23 protein-coding genes, 2 tRNA genes and 1 pseudogene are annotated in these 25,960 nt (G+C 40.3%); 18 read left to right on the top strand and 8 right to left on the bottom strand.

Annotated features, from left to right (window positions below; all coding sequences use genetic code 11):
* Positions 1-21: 21 nt before the first annotated feature.
* The 7 genes from HWQ40_RS32345 to HWQ40_RS32315 all read left to right on the top strand — a co-directional run bounded on the left by HWQ40_RS32345 (position 22) and on the right by HWQ40_RS32315 (position 7,661).
* Complete coding sequence (locus HWQ40_RS32345; RefSeq protein WP_292786068.1) at positions 22-1,698, top strand: alpha/beta hydrolase; 1,677 nt, start codon at positions 22-24, stop codon at positions 1,696-1,698.
* Between the two features lie 1,065 nt (positions 1,699-2,763).
* Positions 2,764-3,450: a DUF6875 domain-containing protein gene (locus HWQ40_RS32340; protein WP_292786067.1), complete on the top strand. Its 687-nt coding sequence runs from the start codon at positions 2,764-2,766 to the stop codon at positions 3,448-3,450.
* Positions 3,451-3,774: 324 nt separating this feature from the next.
* Positions 3,775-4,239, top strand: coding sequence for a CYTH domain-containing protein (locus HWQ40_RS32335; protein WP_292786065.1), 465 nt, complete (start codon positions 3,775-3,777; stop codon positions 4,237-4,239).
* A 662-nt stretch (positions 4,240-4,901) separates the two neighbouring features.
* Positions 4,902-5,150 carry a helix-turn-helix transcriptional regulator gene (locus HWQ40_RS32330; RefSeq protein ID WP_292786063.1) on the top strand — a complete coding sequence of 83 codons (249 nt, stop codon included), beginning with the start codon at positions 4,902-4,904 and terminating at the stop codon, positions 5,148-5,150.
* A gap of 274 nt (positions 5,151-5,424) precedes the next feature.
* Positions 5,425-6,606: a DUF5050 domain-containing protein gene (locus tag HWQ40_RS32325; protein WP_292786061.1), complete on the top strand. Its 1,182-nt coding sequence runs from the start codon at positions 5,425-5,427 to the stop codon at positions 6,604-6,606.
* Between the two features lie 112 nt (positions 6,607-6,718).
* Positions 6,719-7,330 (top strand): hypothetical protein, encoded by a 612-nt coding sequence (locus tag HWQ40_RS32320; protein ID WP_292786060.1) that lies wholly within the window; start codon positions 6,719-6,721, stop codon positions 7,328-7,330.
* A 124-nt stretch (positions 7,331-7,454) separates the two neighbouring features.
* Entirely contained in the window at positions 7,455-7,661 is a 207-nt protein-coding gene (locus HWQ40_RS32315; protein WP_094353064.1) for a hypothetical protein, read from the top strand.
* Between the two features lie 445 nt (positions 7,662-8,106).
* Here the strand turns inward: HWQ40_RS32315 and HWQ40_RS32310 are convergent, their stop codons facing one another.
* Positions 8,107-9,489: a DUF2252 domain-containing protein gene (locus HWQ40_RS32310; protein ID WP_292786058.1), complete on the bottom strand. Its 1,383-nt coding sequence runs from the start codon at positions 9,487-9,489 to the stop codon at positions 8,107-8,109.
* A gap of 294 nt (positions 9,490-9,783) precedes the next feature.
* Between HWQ40_RS32310 and HWQ40_RS32305 the strand changes: the two genes are divergently transcribed.
* Together HWQ40_RS32305 and HWQ40_RS32300 are read left to right on the top strand one after the other, a co-directional pair.
* Positions 9,784-10,050 carry a hypothetical protein gene (locus HWQ40_RS32305; RefSeq protein WP_292786057.1) on the top strand — a complete coding sequence of 89 codons (267 nt, stop codon included), beginning with the start codon at positions 9,784-9,786 and terminating at the stop codon, positions 10,048-10,050.
* A gap of 479 nt (positions 10,051-10,529) precedes the next feature.
* The gene (locus HWQ40_RS32300; protein ID WP_185584679.1) at positions 10,530-10,802 is read left to right on the top strand and encodes a GlsB/YeaQ/YmgE family stress response membrane protein; all 273 of its coding nucleotides are present in this window, start codon (positions 10,530-10,532) and stop codon (positions 10,800-10,802) included.
* Between the two features lie 270 nt (positions 10,803-11,072).
* On the opposite strand, the gene HWQ40_RS32295 is transcribed toward HWQ40_RS32300, so the two are convergent.
* The gene (locus HWQ40_RS32295; protein ID WP_292786054.1) at positions 11,073-12,239 is read right to left on the bottom strand and encodes an AAA family ATPase; all 1,167 of its coding nucleotides are present in this window, start codon (positions 12,237-12,239) and stop codon (positions 11,073-11,075) included.
* Between the two features lie 305 nt (positions 12,240-12,544).
* On the opposite strand from HWQ40_RS32295, the gene HWQ40_RS32290 reads away from it, so the two are divergent.
* The 3 genes from HWQ40_RS32290 to HWQ40_RS32280 all read left to right on the top strand — a co-directional run bounded on the left by HWQ40_RS32290 (position 12,545) and on the right by HWQ40_RS32280 (position 14,894).
* Positions 12,545-13,375, top strand: a complete 831-nt coding sequence (locus tag HWQ40_RS32290; RefSeq protein WP_292786053.1) for a metallophosphoesterase — start codon at positions 12,545-12,547, stop codon at positions 13,373-13,375.
* A gap of 218 nt (positions 13,376-13,593) precedes the next feature.
* The gene (locus HWQ40_RS32285; protein ID WP_292786052.1) at positions 13,594-14,427 is read left to right on the top strand and encodes a metallophosphoesterase; all 834 of its coding nucleotides are present in this window, start codon (positions 13,594-13,596) and stop codon (positions 14,425-14,427) included.
* A gap of 341 nt (positions 14,428-14,768) precedes the next feature.
* A complete protein-coding gene (locus HWQ40_RS32280) occupies positions 14,769-14,894 on the top strand; it encodes a hypothetical protein (RefSeq protein ID WP_292786051.1) in 126 nt (41 codons plus the stop codon).
* 288 nt (positions 14,895-15,182) lie between these two features.
* Here HWQ40_RS32280 and HWQ40_RS32275 read toward each other — a convergent pair whose 3' ends face one another.
* From HWQ40_RS32275 to HWQ40_RS32265, 3 genes are all read right to left on the bottom strand, one after another.
* Entirely contained in the window at positions 15,183-15,932 is a 750-nt protein-coding gene (locus HWQ40_RS32275) for a hypothetical protein (protein WP_292786049.1), read from the bottom strand.
* A gap of 318 nt (positions 15,933-16,250) precedes the next feature.
* Positions 16,251-17,711: a DnaJ domain-containing protein gene (locus HWQ40_RS32270; RefSeq protein ID WP_292786047.1), complete on the bottom strand. Its 1,461-nt coding sequence runs from the start codon at positions 17,709-17,711 to the stop codon at positions 16,251-16,253.
* A gap of 110 nt (positions 17,712-17,821) precedes the next feature.
* The gene (locus HWQ40_RS32265; protein ID WP_292786046.1) at positions 17,822-18,436 is read right to left on the bottom strand and encodes a DnaJ domain-containing protein; all 615 of its coding nucleotides are present in this window, start codon (positions 18,434-18,436) and stop codon (positions 17,822-17,824) included.
* A gap of 29 nt (positions 18,437-18,465) precedes the next feature.
* Here HWQ40_RS32265 and HWQ40_RS32260 point away from each other — a divergent pair, with 29 nt between their 5' ends.
* The 5 genes from HWQ40_RS32260 (at position 18,466) to trxA (ending at position 22,611) form a co-directional block, all read left to right on the top strand.
* A complete protein-coding gene (locus tag HWQ40_RS32260; RefSeq protein WP_292786045.1) occupies positions 18,466-19,554 on the top strand; it encodes a tocopherol cyclase family protein in 1,089 nt (362 codons plus the stop codon).
* Positions 19,555-19,587: 33 nt separating this feature from the next.
* Positions 19,588-19,661 (top strand) — tRNA-Arg (locus HWQ40_RS32255).
* Between the two features lie 431 nt (positions 19,662-20,092).
* Positions 20,093-20,623, top strand: coding sequence for a YdcF family protein (locus HWQ40_RS32250; RefSeq protein ID WP_292786043.1), 531 nt, complete (start codon positions 20,093-20,095; stop codon positions 20,621-20,623).
* Between the two features lie 149 nt (positions 20,624-20,772).
* Positions 20,773-21,936 (top strand): GuaB3 family IMP dehydrogenase-related protein, encoded by a 1,164-nt coding sequence (locus tag HWQ40_RS32245; RefSeq protein WP_292736881.1) that lies wholly within the window; start codon positions 20,773-20,775, stop codon positions 21,934-21,936.
* Between the two features lie 351 nt (positions 21,937-22,287).
* A complete protein-coding gene (gene trxA, locus HWQ40_RS32240) occupies positions 22,288-22,611 on the top strand; it encodes a thioredoxin (RefSeq protein ID WP_104909616.1) in 324 nt (107 codons plus the stop codon).
* Between the two features lie 148 nt (positions 22,612-22,759).
* Here the strand turns inward: trxA and HWQ40_RS32235 are convergent.
* Positions 22,760-22,849 (bottom strand): annotated as a pseudogene (locus HWQ40_RS32235) (MarC family protein); the annotation flags it as partial.
* 550 nt (positions 22,850-23,399) lie between these two features.
* Here HWQ40_RS32235 and HWQ40_RS32230 point away from each other — a divergent pair.
* Positions 23,400-24,212, top strand: a complete 813-nt coding sequence (locus tag HWQ40_RS32230; RefSeq protein WP_292786041.1) for a carbon-nitrogen hydrolase family protein — start codon at positions 23,400-23,402, stop codon at positions 24,210-24,212.
* A 228-nt stretch (positions 24,213-24,440) separates the two neighbouring features.
* Here the strand turns inward: HWQ40_RS32230 and fba are convergent, their stop codons facing one another.
* Positions 24,441-25,520 (bottom strand): class II fructose-bisphosphate aldolase, encoded by a 1,080-nt coding sequence (gene fba, locus HWQ40_RS32225; protein WP_229485451.1) that lies wholly within the window; start codon positions 25,518-25,520, stop codon positions 24,441-24,443.
* Positions 25,521-25,842: 322 nt separating this feature from the next.
* A tRNA-Lys gene (locus HWQ40_RS32220) sits at positions 25,843-25,914 on the bottom strand.
* Positions 25,915-25,960 lie beyond the last annotated feature (46 nt).

Here is a 25,960-nt window from a genome sequence, read left to right as displayed (position 1 = left end):
TAACAATTGGTATAAAAGTTTATGGGAAAAATTTGGAGAAGTCTTAAGACAGTTGCGGGTTTATTTAGCGCCATCGCACTTACACAGTTCGGGGCAAATACTTCGGCCATTGCTGCTGAGACGGTTGTTGTGCGTTTGGGTTTATTTACAGAATCCATTTCTCTTACTGAGTTGCAAAAGGCTGTAAAAACAGGGAAATTGCCTGGGAGTTTACACTCTTTATCTGAAGAACAACGCCGCTTCTTCTTGGGGGCGCTGGGCATGAATATACCGATGAATGTTGTCACACTTGATAGGTTAATTAATACCCAGATTGGTACAACTATTCTCAATGACTTTGCTACAGCCTTAGCCCGAAAGGACAAAGCTGGGGTACAAGCACTGAGAGCAGGATTGGTATTAGGTTCTACTGCACCGCAAGGTCTTTCTATACTGAGTTTTATTGCTGCTTATCCCAGTAAACGCTTAGAAATTGATTTGCCAAAGGCTTTCGTTGTTGCAGGAAATTTAAATACAGCTTTTTGGCGTACCCAGCAATTCATGTTAGCGTTGACGCGTAGCGGCTTGTCGTCAGACATCGCTTCCCAACTCGACCCTATAAAAGCACATCCGAGAACACCGCAGATTTCTTTCCCTTTTGATCCCAGCCAACCAGGAAGCGCTCAAGTAAAAATACTCAACTTAAGTCTCAACGATCAAAAGCGCGACCGCAAAATCCCAGTTGATATTTACTGGTCAACTGCTGCAACTCCCGACAAACCCGTAATTGTCTTTTCTCACGGCTTCGGATCAGTCCGCACCGACTTGCGTTACCTAGCAGAACATTTAGCATCCCACGGTTATGTAGTAGCAGCTTTAGAACATCCCGGTAGTAATCAGGCAAATGCTAACTTAGCATTACAAGGCAAAACCAGAGTCATGAAGCCTCAGGAGTTTTTGTATCGCCCTCAAGATATTAGTTTTGTCCTCGACGAATTAGCAAAGCTCAACCAAACAGCTAATCATCCCCTGCAAGGGAAACTTGCAACCACAAACGCGATGGTTGTTGGCTATTCTTTTGGTGGTGGTACAGCTTTAGCACTTGCTGGAGCCGAGTTGCAACTAGAACATCTCAAACAACGCTGTAAAAAGAACCTGACTATCTTGAGTTTGGGGGAAAATATGCAATGCATCGCTCAAGAACTACCAGAAAATAGTTATCAACTACGAGATACCAGAATCAAACAGGCGATCGCTCTCAATCCGACAACTTCTCTGATTTTTGGCGAAACTGGGTTAACTAAGATACAAGTTCCTACCATAGTGTTAGCAGGTTCCGCCGATAAAACCACCCCAGCTTTAACTGAACAGATTGTGGGATTTGAAAAAATCCCATCCCCAAAATCGCTAGTTGGTATAATTGGGGGTACTCATCTAAGTGTAAAAGACCCCAGCACCACATTAGATCAGATCGGACAACCAAATACACCGATTAGTGGCGGTGAAGTTGTCGGTGAACAAGCAGCAGATGTTCGCAAGTACGTTAAAGCTCTAACCTTGGCCTTTGCTGCACAGATGACTCCAGAAGCTAAAAACTATGCTATCTTCCTGACACCAGACTATGCCCAGTTTGCTTCAACTGCCGCATTTCCATTTCGTCTAATTACGCAGATTCCTCCTGATGCTATGGCAGTGGTGAAAGAATTTGTTGAGAAATAAGGGACTTCCAATTAAACAAATATAGGACTTACGTATCATACATATTGACTATACTAATTTTGGGATTTTGAGCCATTTCTAATCCCCAGGCAGCAAAATCGGGGTTGCAATCAACACCTGAAATATAAATTTGACTTATGCATATTATGGTTAATTGGTATAGTACGTAAGTCCTAAAATATTTAATTTTGTGAGTAGCTTACTTAAGAATAGGAGTATAGGGAACGGTAGAAGTTGCTGCTCATTCTTCCTCTCCCTACGATTTTTATTTTTAGAAAAAATAAAGCCTACACTACCGGTATTTGCTGCAAATACCTGACGTTGAGATCAACCTAATCGAAAATACAGTACTTTTCATCTAAGTGGAGTAACTACCCCACCCGCTCTATTAGGCATCTTCCCCAATGTATGTGGGAGAGTGTACTTTATTAATTTGTAATCTGCCGTAAGTAATATACAGCTTATGAAATTGGTCTTATACCAAATTCTATGTAAATTTTTTATTTGCTAAAAGTATATTACCTTGATAGTAGCCCTAAAGTTGCTGTTAAATCTATACCAAATTTTTATACTAAAAATAACTATTTACACATAAAATTTATAATGTATTCATAAAAATAACAGAAGCTTAAGAGTGTAAAAAACTAGGAGCGCATACCAAATAATGATCGTACATACGTATCCTATAATAATCGTAAATTATTTTTGAAAAAATATGTCAATTAATTACAGGGTGTGTTAGCAGAGTGTAGCACACCATACATGTGTTTCAAAATTCCAAGATAGTCCTGTAGCTAACATATTACAAACTAATTTCAAAAAAAATGAAAACAAGTTATTTGATGAAAAATATGTTTGTGTCTATATGTTGTATTGACGTAAATTACTTGAAGTTCACAAAACAAAATGGTCAAACATTGTTATCTTCTCCAAGCCACAGATTAACTAAAAATAACCAACAAAGGGCTTGTTTTGTTTACTTAAATAATTAGTTTCACCTACATGTGTATTGTCAAACTAATTTGGGATTCAAAATTAAACAATTATTCCATTTCACTCAAGCTTATGCAACTCTATACAACTCGTGAAATCGAACAACTCCAGCAACACGAAGACCTTTCTGCCTTAATTGAAATTATGCAGTGGGTGAAAAACTTTTTAGGAAGGTCTCATCCTGACTTAGGTAGACCTGGCGCAGTTTGCCCTTTTGTCCCTTACTCTCTCAAATCAAACAGTATTCGTCTAGCAGTTATTCACACAAAAGATTTGTATCCAGAACAATTAGAAGAGATTGTTGGACGCTATCGAGATATATTTCTGCAACTAGATGTTCAAGAGCAAGAATTAGCAATTAATAAAGCTTTTTTACTTATTTTTCCTGATATCCATATAGAAGATGCTTCTAAAGTAATAGATAGTGTCCAACAAAAACTTAAACCTTTGTTTGTTGAGTCAGGACTGATGATAGGAGAATTTCATAAACGTAATGAAAGTCCTGGTCTGCACAACCCAAACTTTCGTCCACTTCGTAGCCCCATCCCCTTGTTGGCTATCCGGTTCATGGTTGAAGCTGACCTCCCTTTTCTTCAGAATCCTGCCGATCCACACTTACGTATTCGGTATCTGCAAGCTTATTTAAAGCATTTTGATCGGAAATTTATAGATGAAACAAAGTTTAAAAATGCTCATCAAGCATTGACTTTAGCAAAAGAACAAATTAAACAAGAAAATTTGGTGAGTTCTTGTATATAACAAATGTTTTAATTCCGGGCTAGTGATTGAGCATGGGGTATGGAGGATTAAAAGTCTTTCCAATTCACTGTACCTTGAAATAAGTGGCATAAAAATGACGAATTTACTGCTAGTTGCAATCGCTTAGTGCAGATAGCATCAAATCATCGTCAGGATGTAAATTATCGTACTACAGTAGAAGCGATCGCTAATTATTAATTTGTCAATCTCAATACTTCAACAACTTCACTCTGTTTTGCAATAATTGCACACACATTTTTGTGAATAGATTTAGGATTGCTATATTATTTGTGATATAAAAAAGCAAATAATTTGGTAAATAAAATGGCAAAAGAAATAGAGCGGAAATATTTAGTGAGAGGAGATAGCTGGAGAGGATTAGCTGAAGGTAGTGTATATCGTCAAGGATACATTGCTACACAAGATAAAGCAAGTGTACGTATACGTATAGTAGGAGAAAAAAGTTATTTGACCATTAAAGGCCCCAATATTAAATATTCGAGATTAGAGTTTGAATATCCTATTCCTGTTAAAGATGCTCAAGAAATACTTGAGGCATTATGTCAACGTCCCTTTATAGAAAAAACCAGATATAAAATAGAGTCGGGTGGTTTGATTTGGGAAATAGATGAGTTTGATGGTATTAATAAAGGACTGATATTAGCAGAAGTTGAACTCATTGATGAAAATCAGCAAATTGAATTACCAACCTGGATTGGACAAGAAGTTTCTGATGACTCCAGATATTTCAACAGCAATTTAGTAAAATACCCTTTTTCACAATGGTAATAGCTGAAATATTGGGAACATCCCAATTTTGTGAAAATACCTAACTAACAGAATTCGCAGCTACACAAACGTAGGCAAAGTCTTTATGCCGGATATCCCGCTTCTGTCACTCTCCGAAAACAAAAATTGAAGGCAACTTTTAAAACTGGCTGAGATTAGGTTTATAGCTTTATTTTCTAATATGGTGCTACAAAACTTAAGCTTATTGAAAACTGAAAAGGAAAAATTTAGGTTTTCAAGCACATTTTACAAAAAGAATTAGGAATTTTGAGAATAGTGGGATAAGTTCGTATTAAACTTTGGACAAAAAAGTGTTCGTATAAATTATTCGTGAACTAAAAATCTAGGCATAATAAATTATCCCAGTTATTTTTCAATCTGAGTTTAATACCTAAAGTCTCAGAACATTTACGCGGCTTTTTATTTATCAGATATTGATTTTAACTGCTTCTTGACAACAGGATGCTTATTTCGTTGCGTAATTTATTCCTTGTAAGTCTCATTAGGAAATATTTTATCTACGGACGTGTAATTGCTTAGTTGCAAAATCAAGAAAGTATAAAAATTCTAGTATATTTTCGCCTATCAATTCAGCATTAGCCCCAATAAGATGTAGCAGAATACATATCACTCGCCAGATTAACAGGTGCGTTCTGAGCTAAATGACCATTAAGAAACCTTTGCTAATCAAGCAACCGGAAGTTGGAAAGCTCATCCGTGAACACCGTGGCATAACTTGTCTTACCCAAGAACAGTTTGCAGCATCTTTAGGCATAACTTATTTGACGGTAAACCGTTGGAAGAAAGGACATGCCAAGCCTTCATCTCTAGCTATGCAAAAGATTGAGGGGATGTTAGAGGAGATGGGTGAGCTGGGGCAGAAAGTGTCGGTGAAGTATTTGTCGAATTAGAAAGCAGGCTGAGAGGCAAATTAATTGAAGTTACTTTCCCCCAATTAACAGGTTATCGCTACGACATAACCACAAACAATTCAATTCTAATTTTACCAATGTTTGCAGATATGCATATTTTGCGGATTACTCAACCTTTGAGTTTGAGTTTACCGTAGCCGATATTTTTTTCACTTTTGAAGACGAGTTTAGGTTAAAAACGCGCAAAAATTCCCAAAATTTTTTTCTTAATTGAGCGCAAATATTTTTCAGTCAACTTTATCTGAACTGTACAATGTTTGATTATTCTACCCCCGCTTTAGCTACCTATCTTAATATTTCTTCGCCAAGAGCAGCTTGCATTAATGGCAGCAAAGTTGCGGTTCTCAATACTGAAGGTGTATGGGAAGTAGAAAGTAATGGGACGAAAAAACTAATTCCAAACTCTAATTACGATGCTCGTGACATTGTAGCAATTGACGGCAAAACTTATGTCTTAGCTGTTCCAACAGGACTAGTAAAAATAAAAACTGACGGAACTAGGCAAAAAATAGTTAGCAATACAGCTAATTCAAAAACACGGGTGAAATTTTTGCAAAATTGGATTATTTACCAGTCTGCAAATACTCTATCAATTTATGACAAAAACCTCAACTTTAAAGCCAAACAGAGTTATGGCGTAACTGAGGTAATGGATTTTGAGTATAAAAACGGGTATCTCTACACTAGTGGCTACCAGCAACAAAAGAGGTTAGGTATTCCCGTCCAGATAGCTTTTCTTTACCGGATGGTTTTCGACGGAGCAAAAATATTTGCTTTGGCAAATTTAGCAGGAAATAACCAAGGCAAGCTTTGGGGCTACAATTCTGCCGATCTTGCTAACGACATGGCAGACACAAGACTTAACCGATTACATATTTTTGAAGACAAGCTTTATGTCCTCGGTTCAGTTTATGGAGGTAACTCAATCTACAGGTGGAATGGCAAAGACTTATTAACAAAGACTTTGATCACGACAGACACTTATACCAATGCTGCACAGACTCGTGATGAAACAAAGGTATATATAGGAACTGTTAATCTGACTAATTTTACTGTCGAGCGTGGCCAGCTAAGTTTTCCAAGAAGGCCTACAACTGGGGGGATGGGAGACGGCGGTAGCAATTTCCCTAAAACTATTTACTCAGATGGCAGTAAAATTTTTGTTGGTTCCTCTGCTGCTTATGCGATCGCTAATAGAGATAATCAAATCTTCTTGGGTAAACGCATCTCGCCTTACCGTGGAGATGCATCTTTTTTAGTTGTCTCCAAAAACCTAATGACTCGCCATGCTTGGGTAACACCGGGAAATGGTGAAGTATTGCTATTTACTGATAAGTTTGCAGTAATCAAAACAGATAATAAAATAAATGACTTGGCTACAAATTTAGGAACTGCCCAAAAATTACCAACAAATACTTATTTCGTTAAGTTTTAATTGAGCAACGAGATTGTCTACAATCTCATTGCTCAATTCTTTAAATTAGGTGGGTTAGCCAATAAACTCAAAATTTAGTGCCAAGTAAACTTTTTAGGAGATGTAATCGTGAGTGCATATAAATCTTCACCTCTGGAAAGAAATCCGCAATAGTCAACCAGTGTCAGAAGATCGAGCTGTCCAAGCTAGGGAAGCCCTTACCCTAAGTTCCTCTCCCAAGCTTGGGCTACAGTGTACACACAAGTCTGAAACAGTTTACTCATCTGGGTTTAAGCGTAAGTTTTACCCCTCCCTAACCCTCCCCGATGCATTGGGGAGCCACTGCGTTGGGCGGGCAATGTCCGACTTGTTCGCGCAGCGTCTCCCCTTGGGAGAAGCATGTGGCGTGAGGGAACTAGATTCCTATTTCCCCCCGTTTATTGGGGGGATTAAGGGGGGTCAGAAGGACTTGTGTGTACACCTTAGCTTGGGAGAGAGATTTAGGGTAAGGGCATTTGATTTATGCAGGAAGTCTATTCTGCAAGCTGCTAGCAAGGGAATTTTGTTGATTCCTGACCCTGATTTACACTTAATTTTGAGTAGACAAATTGGTGATGATGATGCTCATGCGACCGCCTTTTTTCAACGGATTATTGCCTTCACAGGACACGATACCATCGACAATATCCGTAATGAAAAGTTACTTAACGATACACAAGTTAGAGATTTTATTAACAAGCAGTAGTAAGGGCGAATAGTACCTGTATTTTAAAGATAGCGAAAGAATGAAGAATGACAATTTTGTTACTTCGTCTTTCCTAAATTAGGAGTTACTAAACTTAAAATTGAAAATTCGTGGAGGTCAAATCATGTTTTCTGGAAAAATTGAAAAAGAATTATTTGGTGAAGAAATTTGGTCAATTTGGCAAACAACTAAATTACCAGATCATCTACAGTTATTAGTGGATCAAGAACTAGGAAAACGCGACATCTGGGAATTGCAGTCTCAAAAGCCTGACGATCAGCCTATTTATCCAAATCTCTATGATGACTCTAGTCATTCAACAAATATTTAACAAAATAGGTAGTTCTTGCGTAGGGCAGGAGGCTCGAGGAATACTGCCCTACGCAAGAACTACTGCGATACCTACGGCAGTAAATTAGGCGCTGAGAGTAAGGGTTTAAGTCCCCTATTAAAATCTTCTCTTATTACTATAACCAAACTGGCTATGCAGTAAGACTATTATTATTAGTTCCTTTGGGCGATAGAATGGAACTCCGTTGGTGAATTCTCACCATGCTAAATTGAGTTCTGTGCGACTGGTAGAGGGATAAACGGGTTTAAGTCTCCCACAAAATTTTGAATTTGCTGGTCAACGATAAAGTGGTGGGTCTAAATTCCCCACTGATTGCATTCTGAATTTTGACTTCTCTATTTAATTAATGCAAAATCGAATTCATTGGAGCAATTATTTGATGTTGGTGTAGATTAAAACAATCTCTGAATACTGAATCAATGTTCTAGTAGAGTTTCACCCCTTGTTTATAAGCATCTACAAAACTCCTGTAGTCATATTCGACTTGAGTTGCATAGTCCACTGCAAAGTTAAAAATTTCGTCTTTGAATACAGCTTTGTTACCGCTCACAATATCAGTCACTTCTTTGTCAACGCTGACAGGAATAATCGCAGCATCGTAGTCTCGATCGGAGATTGCATGGTTTTTGGCAACCACCTTCCCTGCATATCCCATCGCATCCATAAATTTTGACTTGCTGGTTAAGAACTTATAGTCAAAGTCCACTTGGTAGGGTGATTTTTCACGCACCATAAAGGGGATGCTACTGACAGTAGTATAGCCAACCAAGGGATCGAGATTGGATAACATCGCTTTCGTAGTGATTGTCACCCTTGCCCCTTCTTGGTTTCTGTAGGCTGAACTCGGCAGCAGACCTGGAACTGCGATCGCAACTGCACTACTCCCTTCCTGCTTCATCTCTAAAATGCGATCGTCGTCGGTTGCTGAACTTGGGCCCTCAATCAGTAAGTAATATCGGTACTTACCAAGACTACCAATACCTGAACTTAATTTAAGCCGAATGTCTTTGAGGGTGTAGTAACTGTTGTTGTAGCGCTTACTGCTAGGAATTGAGGCGATGTAGCTGCTCATAGCCCCAGCAATGTCAGAATAGGTGCTGCTGGATACAGGCTGGAGTTTTGAGGCTGTCTTGAAGACACGATTGTTACTGTTATTTAGCACTGTATACTTTTTTAAAAACTTAGAACGGCTCTTATCTGATGCCTTTTGAATTAAATCTTTGACCACACCGTTGGTATTGCTGGATTTCAAACGGTATGACAGTTCATCATTGCTTCCCTTAAAGTCATTCATCTTATTCAAGTAAGCATCCAAGAAATTTCGCACAATATCCTCAGCATCAGTTGAGCTAAGACCGTTTTCTTTAGCTACCAACAGAATGGAGACTGCCATCCGTCGCAAGTCCCAAACGTAAGGGCCAAGATAGCCTTCATCAAAATCGGTGGTGTCAAAAACGTTGTTGTCTTTGCTATCTCTTATCCCTCCAAGATTTTGCAGATGCATGTCTCCTTCTAACCAGATGGCTGAGGTTAAAGAGTTTACAAATCCTGAACTTGGTAAGGTCTGCATATCACGATAAAAAATGTGAGCCGTCCCCCGATAAAAGGTGAAAGGGCTATCTTTAGCTGTCATCTTTTGCATCTTCGTTGCTAGTTCTTGAGGCAATTGAGAAGCAAAGGGATGATTATATTGGTAAATTTCATTCACCACCCAAGTTGAACGGGGAGTTGCAGCTTGAACTGGAAATGTAAACCCCAAAATTAAGATTAAGACAAATACGACGATTGCAGATATGTGTTTAGGCATGATAGTTTCTTAGGCGTAAAAAACAAACTCTTGTGTAAAGAGAATCATTCAACAACAGTTTTTTACCACCTTGAGCCATAGTTGGCAAAGTGATTTAAAGCACAACGCAACAATTATTCAATCTAGTAAATACCTAATTTTCAATACTAATGCCCAATCCCCCATTCCCAATGCCCTTAAAACTTGCTTATTGCATCAAGCTATGAGATATTATATACAAATAACATAAAATCTATCGTATTACCGTAGTTTAAAACTAATGTCTTAGTATTTGGGTCTAAAGGAGTAATTAAAATGACAATTGCACGACAAAACACAGCAGCATCCTTACCAATCACCATTCACGATTCTGAAAGCGCCGATATAACTAACTTTTGGAAGCTTGTGCGACTAGGTGCAAATGGCTTTTGGTGGCGTACTAAGCCATATACAACGATTCTGGGCGTTATGTTGCTAACCTTAGTAAGTCTGATTTTTCTAAGTATGCATTGGTATTACCGCAGACTGTTCCCATATCTCAGCCATCAAGTCATTGGTAGCGATCGTGGGATAAGCAATTAAAAATTAAAAACTAGACATGAAGTTGCAAAAGGATAGGCGATCGTCTCAATCGCCTGATTTTGCTTCCTTTACATTACTTTAGAGACAGTCTCTAAAAACTCAGCTTAATTCTTCTAGTAGAGGAGAGAGCTAATTAAAAATGCATATACTGCAATTACCAAGCAATAGTTTGTATAAGCCCCTAGTTAAAGACCTACTAGGAGCTTTTTTTAATTGACTATCTACCTCAAATGGGTCATATGGCAGTGGTCAGACAGCTTAGGACATTGGCAAATCCTAAGAGAACGGGGCTGTCACACCTATCCATAGCGGACTTGTCCTCAGCAGGATGGTAGCCGCGATATATATATTAAAAAATCTAGTAGCAATTAAACTATTCCTAATGGATATTTATAATTAATTCTGATGGTAGATTAAGTCAGAAATGAAGATCGTTAATATGTACTTGTAAGTCAAAAACGTTTACCAACTTAATAACAATGAATATTCTTGCTTGGATTGTTTTAGGTCTAATTGCTGGTGCGATCGCAAAAGCTATCTACCCTGGTCATCAAGGTGGCGGAATTCTAGGAACCATTTTGTTAGGAATCATCGGTGCTTTTGTTGGCGGTAGTTTAGGTGTATTTTTCAGTACGGGAACTTTATCTCTAGCCGCTCCTAGTCTCAGTATTCCAGGTATTGCGGTAGCAGTTCTTGGTGCAATTGTCGCAGTTTTCCTGTGGAATTTATTAACCAACCGCAGTGCAGTATAAAAAATTGCGGTCAATCAATGACAAATATTTAGCAGATTCATTTAACTATTTTTAACTGTGAATTAAATAAAAAATAGCGCCACCACAATGACAGGTAGGCGTTATTTTTTTGATTGTTTTGCAACGAAAATATCAAAATTAGCCTTAGTAGGGCGTGTTAGGGCTTGGAGGGTGTTTAAAATAAGAAAATCCACCGAACTTAGCACAGATATTGCTAAAAATTCTATAAGAAGATTAGCGATCGCCAAGTGTAAACTTATCTTAATAGTCTTAATTAGCTCTAAGAATTCCTATACCAGCTTCTCTTTCAATGTAATCTGCTAAGTTGATAAAATCTTCACGCGGGTAGCATCTTCCGCCAACTAGATCAAAAGCTAATCTACTGGCAGGATTTTCTGGATTTTCGAGTATATGTATACCCCAGTAGTAAAGTAGGTCGCTAGTCCGAATACAAACTTCTTCAGGATCTATACAATGAAATTTATTATCTATTTTACTAATTTCTTTATAAGCATTAGAATAAACTTCTTTTAAAAGCCTTAAACGCTTAATCCCAGGATCTTTAAAGTTGTTAACTAGTACAAATAAATGAGCTTTATTATTGATTTCACGTATTTCTTTAACAGTATCTTGAATAACTTTACCGTGCTTACTTATTCCCAGTGGATTGAAGGTTGTTGGGATAATACAATAATCTAAACGCTTAACTAACTCTGGGGGATTACGCTCTAATGCTGGCGAGCAATCGCAAATTACTATTTGACAGTCACGGGCAGCATCTTCATCCCAATCCTTCCCATCAAAAACTTGAATAGTTGTACCTACCCCTTTAGGATTGGGAACAAAAACCCCATCACCTACTAATTTTTGCAGATTTTGTTCTGGGTCTAAATCCACAAGTGCTACATTAAATCCTTGCAGCGCTAATGCTCCTGCTAAATGACCTGCTACAGTTGTTTTTCCTACTCCGCCTTTACAGGTAAAAACTCCAAAATAAACTTTTTTTGACGTAGTTTCTTCGGGAGTCTCAGGATTACCTCTGCCCCCAATGACGTAATCACCATCAATCCCAACCAGCTTATTTTCATGGGCAATCCCACAGCGAACTTTAGTATCTTTACCCCAGGTTCTCATTAATGCCAATGCTGGGCCGCCAAATCCTTTTGTAGTTATGAACCAACCAAAATTAAATTTTTTGCCTTCGTCAGAATCTAAAAAGTCAGCAAACTTTAAAAGCTGTGGGGCTGTTACGTTACTTTTTAGCCATTTAACCTGAACAACACCAACTAGGTTTCCTTTTTTAACCACTAGATCGTAGCCAGGTTGATTGGTCTTTGCAGTTTCAACTGTCCAATCTGCTTTATGAATCAATTTTGCTACGTGCTGCTCAAAGTGGGTAAAATCCTGGATGAATTGTGGCTCTAATGATGACGACATAAACAGCTTTAGGTGTTTTGGTTCAATGTGGTAGTATGTAATACAGTATACTCTACCAAAATCAACCCTGACCGTATAGTCGATTTATATACGTAACATGAATCACTATCCCGCGCCTTTCAGAGGAATGCACCATACTTTGAGATAAAATAACAGCAAAGCTATGTCTGATTTAAACGAGTTATAAATACGCTAAAATCTACAGCTTTCATGAAATTTTCAATAAGTTGCACTGGTCGCTACACACAAACCAACAATGTTCAGTTAAGCTGTAAGCGCTATGATTGAGCTTTATTGAACGTCTTATGCATTGGTTGTTATCTGGGCCGTTAAGTACAGAAGCATTGACGGTTAACATTGCAGGGTTGCCTGCATCGTTACAAGGTAAAAAGCTGGTGCAGTTATCAGATTTTCACTACGATGGTTTGCGGCTGTCGGAAGAGATGTTAGAAAAAGCGATCGCAGTTACTAACGAAGCTAAACCAGATTTAATTTTATTAACTGGTGACTACGTAACTGACGAACCGACGCCAATTCACCAACTGGTACTTCGACTCAAAAATCTGCAAAGTCGCAGTGGTATCTATGCTATTCTTGGCAATCACGATATACATTACAGACAGGCAAAAGCCGAAGTTACAGAAGCCCTTACTAGTATTGGAATTCACGTCCTTTGGAACGAAATTGCCTATCCACTAGGAAAAGAATTACCACTCGTTGGACTTGCTGATTATTGGTCACGAGAATTCCATCCCGCACCAGTTATGAACCAGCTAAACTCTGACACACCCTGCATTGTTTTATCTCACAACCCAGATACTGCGGAGATATTACAAAGATGGCGAGTTGATTTACAATTATCTGGTCATACTCACGGTGGTCAAATCGTGATTCCCGGAATTGGCCCTGCGGCGTTGTTTTACGAAAAGCTTGTAAAAAAAATACCCAGAAAAGTGCGGCGTCGAGTCCCGTTTTTAGAAGTAAATGTTTCTGTAGTCAACCATTGGGAATGGGCGCAGGGTTTGCATCGGCTAGGTAAAAATCAGCTATATGTCAATCGTGGTTTGGGAACTTACCTCCCAGGACGCTTATTTTGCCGCCCAGAAGTTACTATAATCACCCTACAAGGTGAGTAAATAATTCCAAATTCAAAATAAAAGAACGCAATCACAGCAGTTATTCTGGCTAATGAGTGCTTGCAAACTCAGTCATAACCTGCTTACTTTCATCGCAGAATTTAAATCAATGAATTAATTGTATCTGAAGTAGATGACATAAATTATTGCATTTTATCAAGTTACATTTTTATTTTTGGTAAGCTGTAAACGCTGGTATGAGGAGTATCGGTTGACTTATGCATTGGTTGTTTACAGGACATTTAAGAGTAGATAAAATAACGGTTAAGATTGCGGAACTTCCTGCATCTTTACAAGGTACAACGTTAGTACAGTTGTCAGATTTTCACTACGATGGTTTGCGACTGTCGGAAGAAATGTTAGAAAAAGCGATCGCACTTACTAATGAAGCTGAACCAGATTTAATTCTATTAACTGGTGACTACGTAACTGACGATCCCACACCAATTCACCAATTGGTGCTTCGACTCAAGCATCTGCAAAGTCGCTGTGGTATCTACGCCGTACTTGGGAACCACGATATCTATTACAGTCACTCCAAAGCAGAAGTTACACAAGCCTTAACCAGCATTGGGGTGCATGTGCTTTGGAATGAAATCGCCTATCCATTAGGAAAAGAATTACCATTGGTAGGACTAGCTGATTATTGGTCACGGGAATTTTACCCCGCACCAGTCATGAATCAACTAGACTCGGTTACACCGCGCATTGTTTTATCTCATAACCCAGATACAGCCAAGATATTGCAACAATGGCGCGTAGATTTGCAACTATCTGGTCATACCCACGGTGGTCACATCGTCATTCCGGGCATTGGCCCTGTAGTACTTTATTATAAAAAGTTCCTCAAACAAATTCCCAAAAAATTGCGGCGTTGGGTAACATTTTTCTTAGGAGACTGCTCGAAAGTAGTCCGATATTGGGAGTGGGCGCAAGGGTTTCACAAGGTGGAAGAAAATCAACTATATGTCAATCGTGGTTTAGGAACTTATAAACCAGGACGTTTATTTTGTCCGCCTGAAGTGACTGTAATTACTTTAATTCGTCATTAGTCATTGGTCATTGGTCATTGGTCATTGGTCATTGGTCATTGGTCATTGGTCATTGGTTGGCGTTGCTGAATCAGAGTATGAATTGACATTTTTCGATATGAATAAACAATGTTTCTTTGCACCTTTGCGTGAGCCTAATTCATACTTTCAATCAGTAAGGCCCATTGGTATAAATAAATGACAAATGACGAAGGACAAATGACAAATGACAAATGACAAAGGACAGCCCTCAGGTCAGAGTGCAATTTAAATACATAAACTCAAAGCAGAAACCGCCTGAAGCTACGATAGATAAATCTCAATAGCTTGGGGCGGTTCCTTGAAGATTGGAGAATTCAGAAATGACTAACTTAAAATTTGGTGGACAGTATTCGCGATCGCTTTACTCAGAATTGCACATCCTTATATTCCAACTAGGCAGGCATTTTCTGGCTGTGCGTTCTAAAACCTCCAAAACAACTCATTGAACTTAAGGCAAAAACACATTCAACGGATGCCACAACCAATCATAGCGATCGCGATAAGATTAGAGCAGGAGGCACAGGCTCTAACTTGAAAGTTTTGTTAAACTTTTAACCTGTTTGTACCTTGGTCTTAATCTAGCATTGTGTTTGTTTAGCTACAAGACACGTTTACTAAACTTGAATACCATTAATTTATCGCAACAATTCAGAAATATTACTTAAAAATTGTCCCACTTGTTATATGTTGGCATTTACGTCAACATACCAAGTGGGCTGAAAGTTCAGAAGCCTTTATTGACCAGAACCGCCTGCGGTAGAAGAACCAGTATTAGATGTACTGTTTGACTGGTCTACTCCTTGAGGTATAGTACTTTTAGAGGTGTCACTTTTCGTACCAGGAGCAACAGTATTAGTAGAAGTATCGTTCTGCGAAGCCGGAGTATTAGTAGTTGGACTCGTCGCCGGACTTTGTGTCGCTTTAGGGGCTGGCTGGGTTACAGAAGGTGCTTTTTCTGCCGCAGGCTGCTGGGGTGGAATAGTAATGTTAATATCCGGTTGGCGAGGTGCAGACGGAGGTGTAACTTGCTGTTGGGGAACAGGAACAGCAACAGGTACAGGTACTTCCCTAGTTCTTTCGATTATCGTCGTTGGTGGTTGAGGAGATGCACTGGGCGTTGGACTACTCTTACTCGGTACAGGAACCACAACTGGCACAGTATTGTTAACTGCTGCGTTATTCTGCTGGTTGAAGTACCAGACCCCACCTATAACCAAACCAAGCAGGGAAGTAATGATAATACCCAACAGCAAACCACCACTAGCATTGTTTTCATCACGCTGGGCTAAATCTGCTTGCTGGTAGCTACGCTCAACATTTCGACCTTGTACGTAACCGTTAGTGTAAGAGTTGGGATTAGCTGTGCTGTTGTTGACTGTTTCAGTGTTTCGTGTCAAATGGGTGTGAGTATTACCATTAGTATCAGTGTAAGATTCTTGCTTAACTTCACTGTTTTTGATTTCGCGTTCATTGGGAATAGACATAGCCGTTGATTTAACTCCTCAGATTAAGATATTGATGAACTAAAGCTTTCTAAAAACAAGAGGTTTTAATGAACTGAAAATATATGTTGCTGATAAATGTTGAGTCTTATTTGCTACTTAACTGTTGGTGATATCAGAATAACCTCTGCGCTCAAACAAGTGGCTCTATCTCCAGGGAGTTAATACTTAATCTTTAGAGAGTTAATACTTAATCAAAGGAAAGAGTATACCAAAGATGGATGTTATTATGCTGTCAATTAATGGATTGATCAAAAAATCTAACAATTTGCTTCAATTCTCTAAATTTTTAATTTGTTGTTAGATATCACATTGCCAAAGCTTGATTGTCATATCTCGACTACCACTAACCAAAGTTTTGCCATCACGACTGAAAGCGACAGAGTTAACCCAATCTGAATGGTTATCCAAAGTGTAAAGTTCTTGTCCCGTGTTAACATCCCATAGCTTCACAGTACAATCTGCACTACCACTAGCAAGATGCTGACCATCGGGACTAAAAGCGATCGCACAAACATAGCTGCGATGTCCGGCAAGAGTGTTAATTAGCTTACCTGTACTACTGTCCCATAGCTTGATAGTCTGGTCATAACTGCTACTAGCTAAAATTTGTCCATCGGGGCTGATAGCAACACACATCACCCAACCTGAATGCCCGTTGAGAGTTTGCAGCAGTTTGTTACTCTTCAAATTCCACAGCTTAATGGTATTATCCGCACCGCCACTTACAAAAATCTGTTGTTTTCGGCAAATAGCAAGGGAGTAAACCAAGCCAGAATGACCTTTGAGGACTTCCAGTAATTGTCCCATCTCTATATGGGAAACCTTGATAGTAGTGTCTGTACCGCCACTCAAGATAGTTTGACCATCTGGACTAATGATTACAGAAAAAACTGGGGTTGAATGTACTTTCAGGGTCTTGAGTAATTTACCTGTAGATACTTGCCAAATCATTATGCTGCTGTCATCACTGCCACTAACCAGAGTTTGGCTATCTGAGCTAAAGGCTAGGCATCTTACCCATTTTGTATGACTAGTGAGAGTATGTAGTAATTTACCTGTGTCGAGATGCCAAATCTTGATAGTATTATCACTACTTCCACTAGCCAAAGTTTGCCCATCTGGACTGATTGCAGTTGTAAAAACCCAGTTCAGATGAGTCAGGGTGTGTACACATTTCCACGGTGAAGGTTGAGACTGTGATTCAGGTGGTGGTGTTGGCGTTGGTGGCTTTGGCGGTGGCGATGTCGGTTTGGGTGGTGGCGGCGTTGGTGGCTTTGGCGGTGCTTTTTTCTGTTTCAGTTCCAGTTCTCTGGCATTTTTCAAATCTGACTTGGCTCTATTTTCATATCCTAGTTTCGAGCAAGCAAGCCCTCGGTATTTGTAAGCTTCAAAGTAGTTGGGGTTGAGACGAATCGCTTGGGTAAAGTCTTCAATTGCTTCAGTATATTTTCCTTTTTGAGCTTTCTCCATGCCCAGTTTGTAGAAACTTTCTGCATTAGATGGAGTGAAATCAATTTTGGTGGAAGTGGAAGCAGATTGATTTGTCTCATTTGGCTGATAAGACTTTAACCTTGCATAAGCTTGATTGATTTCTTTGATTTTTTTTTCTGCTTCTAGCTTTTGCTGCGGTTCAAAAAAACAATCTGGATGCCAAGTCTTAGCCATCTGGCGGTAAGCTTGCTTGACCTCATCAGCAGATGCACCTGGTTTTAACCCAAGGATATTGTAAATATGATTTATATCGAGGACATTGCTCATACTAAGAAATCAGCAGCAAATCTTACTACACTTAGTATTCCCAAGTATAAGTAGTATCTAACTCCATCTCTGGTGTCGCCGTTTGAAGCAGCTTAAACTATATTTGTTCCTTATCTCCAACGCCGATTTAGCCGCAGTAAACTTTTTATCCTCTGACAAAATCTTTCTACCAGAGGTCTAGGTTTTGATACATATCTAGGCGATCGCGATCTACGTGTAGCACCCGGATTTATTAACTCTTCTTCTATTTGTGCAGCTTTATTTAAATCGGAAGCGGCTCTATATTCATATCCTAATTGTGAGCAAACTAGCCCACGATATTTATATGCATCAATATAGTGAGGATTGAGACGAATTGCGTGGGTAAAATCTGCGATCGCATCCTCATATCTGCCTTGTGTAGCATTTTCTACTCCTAAAGTGTAGAAAGTTTCTGCATCCCAACGATTGACAGATATTTTTGGGGGATTTTTAGGCGAAGATGAAGATGGATTTTCAGGAATGGGAGGCTCAGATGGAATTTCAGATTTGAGCCTGTTGTAAGCTGCGTTGATTGATTTGATTTTTTCCTCAGCTTCCTGTTTTTGCCTTTGATCGACAAAGCGATCGGGATGCCAAATTTTCACCAGTTTACGGTAAGTTCGCTTCACCTGTGCTTGAGATGCACCGGGTTTCAGCCCAAGAATTTCATAAGCATCATTAATATCGAAGCGATCGTCGCGCATACTGAAAAAATCGGCAATTAGATAAATCTATGTTAACTATTCCCTTAAATTCTCTCCAAACGCCCCATTCTGGCTATCACTGGGATGGTAGTAGTCGCCGCTTCTTTGAAGGTTGGTATTACCGTGTCACACTACCGGAAATTGGGCAAACATTCGCCTTTATGTACTCTATTGAAGATCCCATCGGTGGTAAACCTTACAGTGGCGGTGCAGCTCAAATCCTCGGCCCGGATGATCAGTACCTCTGCCGTACTTTTCCTGATGTCAACAAATTTTGGGGTAGTCGGGATGTTTTGGGTTTAGGTCATTGGGGTAAAAATAATTTGCAAGTTTCACCCCTATACTTACTCCCAGCAGAGTTTGAGTATCATGTCCAAGAAGGCTATCAAGCTACGGCCACCTTGAATCAAGGAATAATTCGCGATCGCGCCACCAATAATTATTGCCGTTGGCAGTATGAAATTCAACCAGTATACGGTTGGGGCAATCAAAATGCCATTCAGCAATCAACCGCAGGCTGGCTGTCATTCTTGCAGATTTTTGAACCTGGATGGCAAATTTTGATGGCTCACGGTCTAGCCAGTGGGAAGATTGACTGGAATGGCAAAATCTACGAATTCACTAACGCCCCAGCCTACGGAGAGAAAAATTGGGGTGGTGCTTTTCCCCAAAAATGGTTTTGGATAAACTGTAATTGCTTCGAGGGTGAACCTGACTTAGCATTAACTGCTGGCGGTGGACGGCGGGGTGTGCTGTGGTGGATGGAATCTGTAGCGATGATTGGACTGCACTATCAAGGCAAGTTTTATGAATTCGTTCCCTGGAATTCACAAGTAGAGTGGGAAATTCAGCCTTGGGGTAGATGGCAAATGAAAGCTAGCAACTCTAATTATGAAATTGAATTAACAGGAACCACAGATTTATCTGGTACACCTCTACGTGCGCCAACAGCAGAAGGTTTAAGATACTGTTGCCGGGACACCATGCAAGGAAAACTAAATTTAGAGTTACGACAACTAAATGGGAGAAAATCTAAAATAATTCTAAAAGCAGAAAGTTTTCTTTGTGGTTTAGAAGTAGGCGGCGGCTCTTGGGATAATTGTTGGCAGTCTCCCTAAAACTACTGCTATAATGATATATGCTTCGTAGTTGGGGTTGTAGCTCAGTTGGATAGAGCGGACGCCTCCTAAGCGTCAGGTCGTGCGTTCAAGTCGCACCAGTCCCGTTATATTCAGACAATTCATATATACAGCAATTAATATGGTAAGAGCATTGCTGTGCCCCTAACAGTGGTACGCCAGTTCGCCTAAGTCGGGATATCCGTCCACGCGATTGGCTGCTGATTCTGTGCAATTGAGAACTACTCTATATAAAGTTATATAAAGTTGTTAGAACCCTTTGATGAATCGTCCGATATCGGTTAGGATAATCCATCAATTACATCTAATTAGAGGAAAAACTCCAGGCACGCTCAATCGTGCTGTTACACGAAAACCAACCAAATTTATATTTGGGCAGAATTTGGGCAGATTCTTTGGAAGTTTGCTACTCTACTATCAATTGTTTTTTCTTGTATCCAGAGAAAATTGTGCACTAAGTAAATTAAGTTATTGAGCCTTGAATAAGCTACTCTTTACAAATAAATCTTTTCGTTTTATGGCTTTTGTCCTACCAATATTTATGTGGTGGGGATACAAAGAAGTACAAAACCAATTTGTGCAGCCGCAGGCAGTTGTAGTGTTAGGTGGTTCAACTAGACATTTAGAGCGAGAAAAATTTACAGCAAAATTCGTTCGGGAGCATCCAAATATACCGATTTGGATTACAGGCGGCAGTCCACGTACATTCACCCAAAAAGTGTTTACCAAAGCTGGTGTTGATCCTCAACGTTTACACTTGGATTATGAAGCAGTAGATACAGTTACTAATTTTACTACTTTGGTAGATGATTTGCAAGCTCGCGGTATTAAGAGCGTTTATTTGATTACTTCAGACTTCCACATGCGCCGGGCTTGTGTCATTGGCGAAATTATTTTGGGTAGTCGGGGTATTTATTTAAAACCAGTGCCAGTTCCTTCAGAAAAACCCCCTGAATCTATTGAAAAATCTATTCGTGATGGAGCTAGAGCGATAATTTGGTTAGCAACTGGTTACACTGGTGTGGATGCCGCTAAAAATAAACGATAAATCAAACTAATTTTGGATTTTGAATTGGTCAAAATCCAAATGACTAGTGACTACTGTCATTAGTCACTTATATGGTTCGGGAAAAAAACGCCCCAAATTTCTCCACAATTTGATACCCTAGCTTAAACAGATTTGAGTAAAGTTAAAGCGTGGAAATTCAACTTGGGCGGGGAAAAACGGCTCGCAGAGCTTACGGAATAGATGAAATTGCTCTAGCCCCTGGTAATAGAACACTAGACCCCAGTTTGGCAGATACTAAGTGGCGTATTGGCAATATTGAGCGAGAAATCCCGATAATTGCTAGTGCTATGGATGGCGTGGTAGATGTTCGCATGGCTGTACGTTTGTCACAGTTAGGAGCATTAGGTGTCCTCAATTTAGAGGGTATTCAAACTCGCTATGCCGACCCAGAGCCAATATTAGATCGGATTACCTCTGTGGGGAAAGATGAATTTGTTGCCCTCATGCAAGAACTCTATGCCGAACCAATAAAACCGGAATTAATTGAACAACGTATTCAGGAAATTAAACAACAAGGTGGCATCGCAGCGGTAAGTGCGACTCCAGCCGGTGCAAGTAAATACGGTGAGGCAGTCGCAAAAGCTGGGGCAGATTTATTTTTTGTCCAAGCTACGGTAGTTTCTACTGCACATCTGTCACCAGAGTCTTTAGTACCACTCGATTTAGCAGAATTTTGCCGTTCCATGCCCATCCCCGTGGTGTTGGGGAATTGCGTGACTTACGAAGTCACGTTGAATTTGTTGAAAGCTGGGGCGGCTGGGGTACTGGTGGGAATTGGGCCTGGTGCGGCTTGTACTTCTCGTGGGGTGTTGGGTGTGGGTGTGCCACAGGCGACTGCGATCGCAGATTGTGCCGCAGCACGAGATGATTACTATAACGAAACTGGCAACTATATCCCCATTATTGCTGATGGTGGTTTAATCACCGGTGGAGACATTTGCAAATGCATCGCCTGTGGTGCTGATGGTGTGATGATTGGCTCCCCCTTTGCCAGAGCCGCAGAAGCCCCTGGACGAGGTTATCATTGGGGTATGGCAACTCCTAGCCCAGTCTTGCCCCGTGGCACCCGCATTCGTGTTGCTACCACTGGTAGCCTAGAGCAAATACTCATTGGCCCAGCAGGACTAGATGATGGTACTCACAATCTTTTAGGAGCCTTAAAGACCAGTATGGGCACTTTGGGAGTGAAAAATATTAAAGAAATGCAGCAAGTGGAAGTTGTAATTGCACCTTCTTTATTAACCGAGGGCAAAGTTTACCAAAAAGCTCAACAATTAGGTATGGGGAAATAGAATTGGGGGATGGCGGATGGTGCATCGGGCATGGGAATAAGCGAGACAAGGAGAATAACCAATGCCCAATGCCCAATGCTCAATGCTCAATTGTTGAATAAATTTTTCTAGCCCCCTAAACAATTGCTGGAAAAATCCGATATGTCGCTTACAATAGAGATAGCGGAGACGCATGTTTCCGTTCACTCCTCACACCACACTCCGCCCGGACTACTGTTCGGGCGGTTCCTTATGTTTGTAAATAAATTCTAGAGCTTCTTTGCAAATGTACATCCTCGCACTCCCAAGCTGAGGTTTTTGCTATGGTAGAATTTTCACCAAGTTCAGAAATTATTGGCGAAGGTTTTAGGCATGTCAACAGCCGCACAAGTTACCGATTCTAGTTTCAAGCAAGAAGTACTCGACAGCGATGTACCAGTTTTAGTTGACTTTTGGGCACCCTGGTGCGGACCATGCCGTATGGTAGCTCCTGTTGTCGATGAAATCTCCGAACAGTACAAAGGTCAAATAAAGGTCGTAAAAGTCAACACAGATGAAAATCCGAATGTTGCTAGTCAGTACGGCATCCGCAGCATTCCCACATTAATGATTTTTAAGGGTGGACAAAAAGTGGATATGGTGGTCGGCGCTGTGCCTAAAACTACATTAGCTTCCACTCTCGAAAAGCATCTTTGAAACTCAATCGGCAATAAAATCCTCTTGAGTTATCCATTTTGTTCTAACTTTAAGTTAATTTTCGTAAACAAGTTTGAGAGACACGAATTTCCTGTTTCTCAAACTTGTTTACATTTGTATACAATTTCAGAATATTTTTAGGAGTTTTCTACCTCAAAAACAACTGCCTAATTCCCGCAGTACCAATTTCTAGCGCTAACGCCGCTAACAAAAAACCCAAAAGCTGAGTCACGTACATTGATTCTCTACCAGAGGCGTGCGTAGCTTGTTTAATAAAAAGGGTATGCTCAGAATTCAAAATTCAAAATTAATATCAATTCTTTTTTGAAATTGGTATAACTTGCTTCTCTGTAGGAGTATGCGTCTAAATGAATTATTCCTACGTGAATAAAGCTCAACCTCACATATAGGAATCTGATTTAATTCTTGAACTTACTTGTTTAGGGAGAGAACAGGGAACAGAAAAGAAGTGAATATATTTGTACTGAGTTTTTTCAAAAATCAAATAGGAGTCCTATAGAATTGGTATAATAATCTCATAAATAAATTTAGTTACTCTGTAATACAGAAATATTCATATCAGGCGGCTTTTATCAGGATTTGAGCGCAACCTAATCGTAATATTATTCAGTTTGCTAGAACCCAGAGGAAGATTAAGAGCAGCAATAAAACAAGTCTGTTAAAGAAAAGTAACGCTGATGGATTTCTAATTAAGTTCCACAGATTTGGAAGTAGCGATATATTTTGATAATCTATCTTCCATAAATCAACTATTCGTTGTTGAATCTATGAAGTCTTATTTAGCCGCCGCTATTCAATTGACCAGTGTGCCCGATCTACACAAAAATTTGGCACAGGCAGAAGAATTAATAGAGCTTGCCGTGCGTCAAGGTGCTGAATTGGTAGGTTTGCCAGAAAACTTTTCCTATATGGGAGAAGAAAAAGATAAACTCGCACAAGGTGATGCGATCGCTCTTGAAAGTGAAAAATTTCTCAAAAAAATGGCTCAACGCTTTCAAATTACCATCTTGGGCGGCAGCTTTCCACTTCCGGTAGACAATACAGGCAAAGTTTATAACACCACTCTACTCATCGACCCAAACGGTCAAGAACTTTCCCGCTACTACAAAGTACACTTATTTGATGTTGACGTCCCTGATGGCAACACCTATCGCGAATCCAGCACCGTTGTGGCTGGTACGCAACTACCCCCCGTCCATTTCTCAGAAAAATTCGGTAATCTAGGACTTTCTATTTGTTATGATGTCCGCTTCCCTGAACTGTATCGTCATCTGGCAGATAAGGGAGCTGATGTTATGTTTATTCCCGCTGCCTTTACTGCCTTTACTGGCAAAGACCACTGGCAAGTACTACTACAAGCTAGAGCCATCGAAAATACCGCCTACGTCATTGCTCCTGCCCAAACAGGCAATAACTACGCCCGCCGTTTAACCCACGGACACGCGGTCATTATCGACCCTTGGGGTGTAATTTTAGCCGATGCTGGAGAAAAGCCGGGAATTGCGATCGCAGAAATCAAGCCCACTAGGCTCGAACAAGTCCGGCGTCAAATGCCATCTTTACAACATCGGGTGTTCTAGGGACTGGGGACTGGAGAAGAAGCAAGGGAGCAGGGAGTAGGGAGCAAGGGAACAAAGTTTTCCCCTCTGCCTCTTTTCAATGCCCAATACCCAATGCCCCATGCCCCATGCCCAAACCTGAATGAATAAAACAAAAAACCGGGTAAACACCCGGTTTCTGACAACATTAAAACCCTCAGTTTTTGAGGAGCATAGCAGTAATGTGCCCCTATTTATTTGTTGTCAAAATTAAACTTTAGCAGCTGATTTGGTAACAACGTTAAGTTCACCTTTAGCATACTTAGCAGCAAAATCTTCCAAAGAAATTTGCTTAATCTTGCTGGCGTTGCCAGCTGTGCCAAATTGCTGATAGCGTTCAGCACAAACCTTCTGCATGTATGTAATAGAAGGCTTGAGGAAGTGACGGGGGTCAAACTCCTCTGGTTTTTTAGCCAAAGCTTCACGGACAGCAGCAGTAATTGCCAAACGGTTGTCGGTGTCAATGTTTACTTTACGTACACCACTCTTGATGCCTTTTTGGATTTCTTCTACAGGTACACCGTAGGTTTCAGGAATTGCACCACCATATTGGTTAATCAGTGCAAGCAAATCTTCAGGTACAGAAGAAGAACCGTGCATTACCAAGTGGGTGTTAGGCAGACGGCGGTGAATTTCTTCAATGCGGCTGATAGCCAAAATTTCGCCAGTCGGCTTGCGGGTAAACTTGTAAGCACCGTGGCTTGTGCCAATGGCAACAGCCAAAGCATCTACTTGAGTTGCTTCTACGAAGTCAACAGCTTCATCGGGGTCGGTTAGCAATTGCGAATGGTCGAGTGTACCTTCAAACCCGTGACCATCTTCAGCTTCACCAGCACCAGTTTCTAGAGAACCCAAACAACCGAGTTCACCTTCAACGCTGACACCCAGAGCATGAGCTACATTTACAACTTCGCGGGTAACACTAACGTTGTACTCGAAGCTAGCGGGGGTCTTAGCATCAGCTTCTAAAGAACCATCCATCATCACGCTGGTGAAGTTGTTCTTAATTGCTGAGTAGCAGGTAGCAGGCGCATTCCCATGATCTTGGTGCATGACAATGGGAATGTGAGGATAGGTTTCTACCGCTGCCAAAATCAGGTGGCGAAGGAAGTTTTCTCCTGCATAATTACGAGCGCCGCGTGAAGCTTGTAAAATTACGGGGCTATCTGTCTCGACAGCAGCCTTCAGGATCGCCTGAATCTGCTCCAAATTGTTTACGTTGAAAGCTGGGATGCCGTAACCGTTTTCGGCTGCGTGATCCAACAGCAGCCGCAGTGGTACAAGCGCCATAGATAGTCCTCCTAATGTGGTTGTCAGCTAGTCGGTCTGAGAGAAGCGTAATTCTTACGCTAAATCTTAAGAGTTTTTTCAACTTATAGGAAATTATAACTAGTGTCGTGTGTCTATGTTGAAAAAGTTTACGCCATAGTTATTATAAATATGTTCTATACTTGTTCTCTACTGCTGTACTATGCCCCATACTTGCTTTGTATTGCTGTACATTTAGATACTCTATAACTAGTAGCTCTGGTAGCCCAGTATTCAAAATGCTTCTTTCTGCAATTACAAAGAGGAGCGATCGCCCCTTTATATCATTTAATAAACTTTTATATGGGTCGCCCGGGATTCGAACCCGGAACTAATCGGTTAAAAGCCGAGTACTCTACCGTTGAGTTAGCGACCCTTTCGCTGCATTTCGCAACTTTGCAATCATAGCATATACATCTGTA

Source organism: Nostoc sp. NMS9 (assembly GCF_017114995.1).
GTDB lineage: Bacteria > Cyanobacteriota > Cyanobacteriia > Cyanobacteriales > Nostocaceae > Nostoc.
The sequence above is the reverse complement of the archived record's forward strand: the minus strand, read 5'-3'. Positions and strand labels throughout refer to the sequence as shown.

Excerpts from the sequence above, each read along its gene's own strand:
- HWQ40_RS32310 (WP_292786058.1), bottom strand. The coding sequence starts at position 9,489 with ATGCCTAAACACATATCTGCAATCGTCGTATTTGTCTTAATCTTAATT.
- HWQ40_RS32345 (WP_292786068.1), top strand. The coding sequence starts at position 22 with ATGGGAAAAATTTGGAGAAGTCTTAAGACAGTTGCGGGTTTATTTAGC.
- HWQ40_RS32325 (WP_292786061.1), top strand. The coding sequence starts at position 5,425 with ATGTTTGATTATTCTACCCCCGCTTTAGCTACCTATCTTAATATTTCT.
- HWQ40_RS32315 (WP_094353064.1), top strand. The coding sequence starts at position 7,455 with ATGTTTTCTGGAAAAATTGAAAAAGAATTATTTGGTGAAGAAATTTGG.
- HWQ40_RS32295 (WP_292786054.1), bottom strand. The coding sequence starts at position 12,239 with ATGTCGTCATCATTAGAGCCACAATTCATCCAGGATTTTACCCACTTT.
- trxA (WP_104909616.1), top strand. The coding sequence starts at position 22,288 with ATGTCAACAGCCGCACAAGTTACCGATTCTAGTTTCAAGCAAGAAGTA.
- HWQ40_RS32250 (WP_292786043.1), top strand. The coding sequence starts at position 20,093 with ATGGCTTTTGTCCTACCAATATTTATGTGGTGGGGATACAAAGAAGTA.
- HWQ40_RS32280 (WP_292786051.1), top strand. The coding sequence starts at position 14,769 with ATGACTAACTTAAAATTTGGTGGACAGTATTCGCGATCGCTTTACTCA.
- HWQ40_RS32300 (WP_185584679.1), top strand. The coding sequence starts at position 10,530 with ATGAATATTCTTGCTTGGATTGTTTTAGGTCTAATTGCTGGTGCGATC.
- HWQ40_RS32285 (WP_292786052.1), top strand. The coding sequence starts at position 13,594 with ATGCATTGGTTGTTTACAGGACATTTAAGAGTAGATAAAATAACGGTT.
- HWQ40_RS32270 (WP_292786047.1), bottom strand. The coding sequence starts at position 17,711 with ATGAGCAATGTCCTCGATATAAATCATATTTACAATATCCTTGGGTTA.
- HWQ40_RS32305 (WP_292786057.1), top strand. The coding sequence starts at position 9,784 with ATGACAATTGCACGACAAAACACAGCAGCATCCTTACCAATCACCATT.
- HWQ40_RS32335 (WP_292786065.1), top strand. The coding sequence starts at position 3,775 with ATGGCAAAAGAAATAGAGCGGAAATATTTAGTGAGAGGAGATAGCTGG.
- HWQ40_RS32260 (WP_292786045.1), top strand. The coding sequence starts at position 18,466 with ATGTTAACTATTCCCTTAAATTCTCTCCAAACGCCCCATTCTGGCTAT.
- fba (WP_229485451.1), bottom strand. The coding sequence starts at position 25,520 with ATGGCGCTTGTACCACTGCGGCTGCTGTTGGATCACGCAGCCGAAAAC.
- HWQ40_RS32340 (WP_292786067.1), top strand. The coding sequence starts at position 2,764 with ATGCAACTCTATACAACTCGTGAAATCGAACAACTCCAGCAACACGAA.
- HWQ40_RS32290 (WP_292786053.1), top strand. The coding sequence starts at position 12,545 with ATGCATTGGTTGTTATCTGGGCCGTTAAGTACAGAAGCATTGACGGTT.
- HWQ40_RS32330 (WP_292786063.1), top strand. The coding sequence starts at position 4,902 with ATGACCATTAAGAAACCTTTGCTAATCAAGCAACCGGAAGTTGGAAAG.
- HWQ40_RS32230 (WP_292786041.1), top strand. The coding sequence starts at position 23,400 with ATGAAGTCTTATTTAGCCGCCGCTATTCAATTGACCAGTGTGCCCGAT.
- HWQ40_RS32265 (WP_292786046.1), bottom strand. The coding sequence starts at position 18,436 with ATGCGCGACGATCGCTTCGATATTAATGATGCTTATGAAATTCTTGGG.
- HWQ40_RS32275 (WP_292786049.1), bottom strand. The coding sequence starts at position 15,932 with ATGTCTATTCCCAATGAACGCGAAATCAAAAACAGTGAAGTTAAGCAA.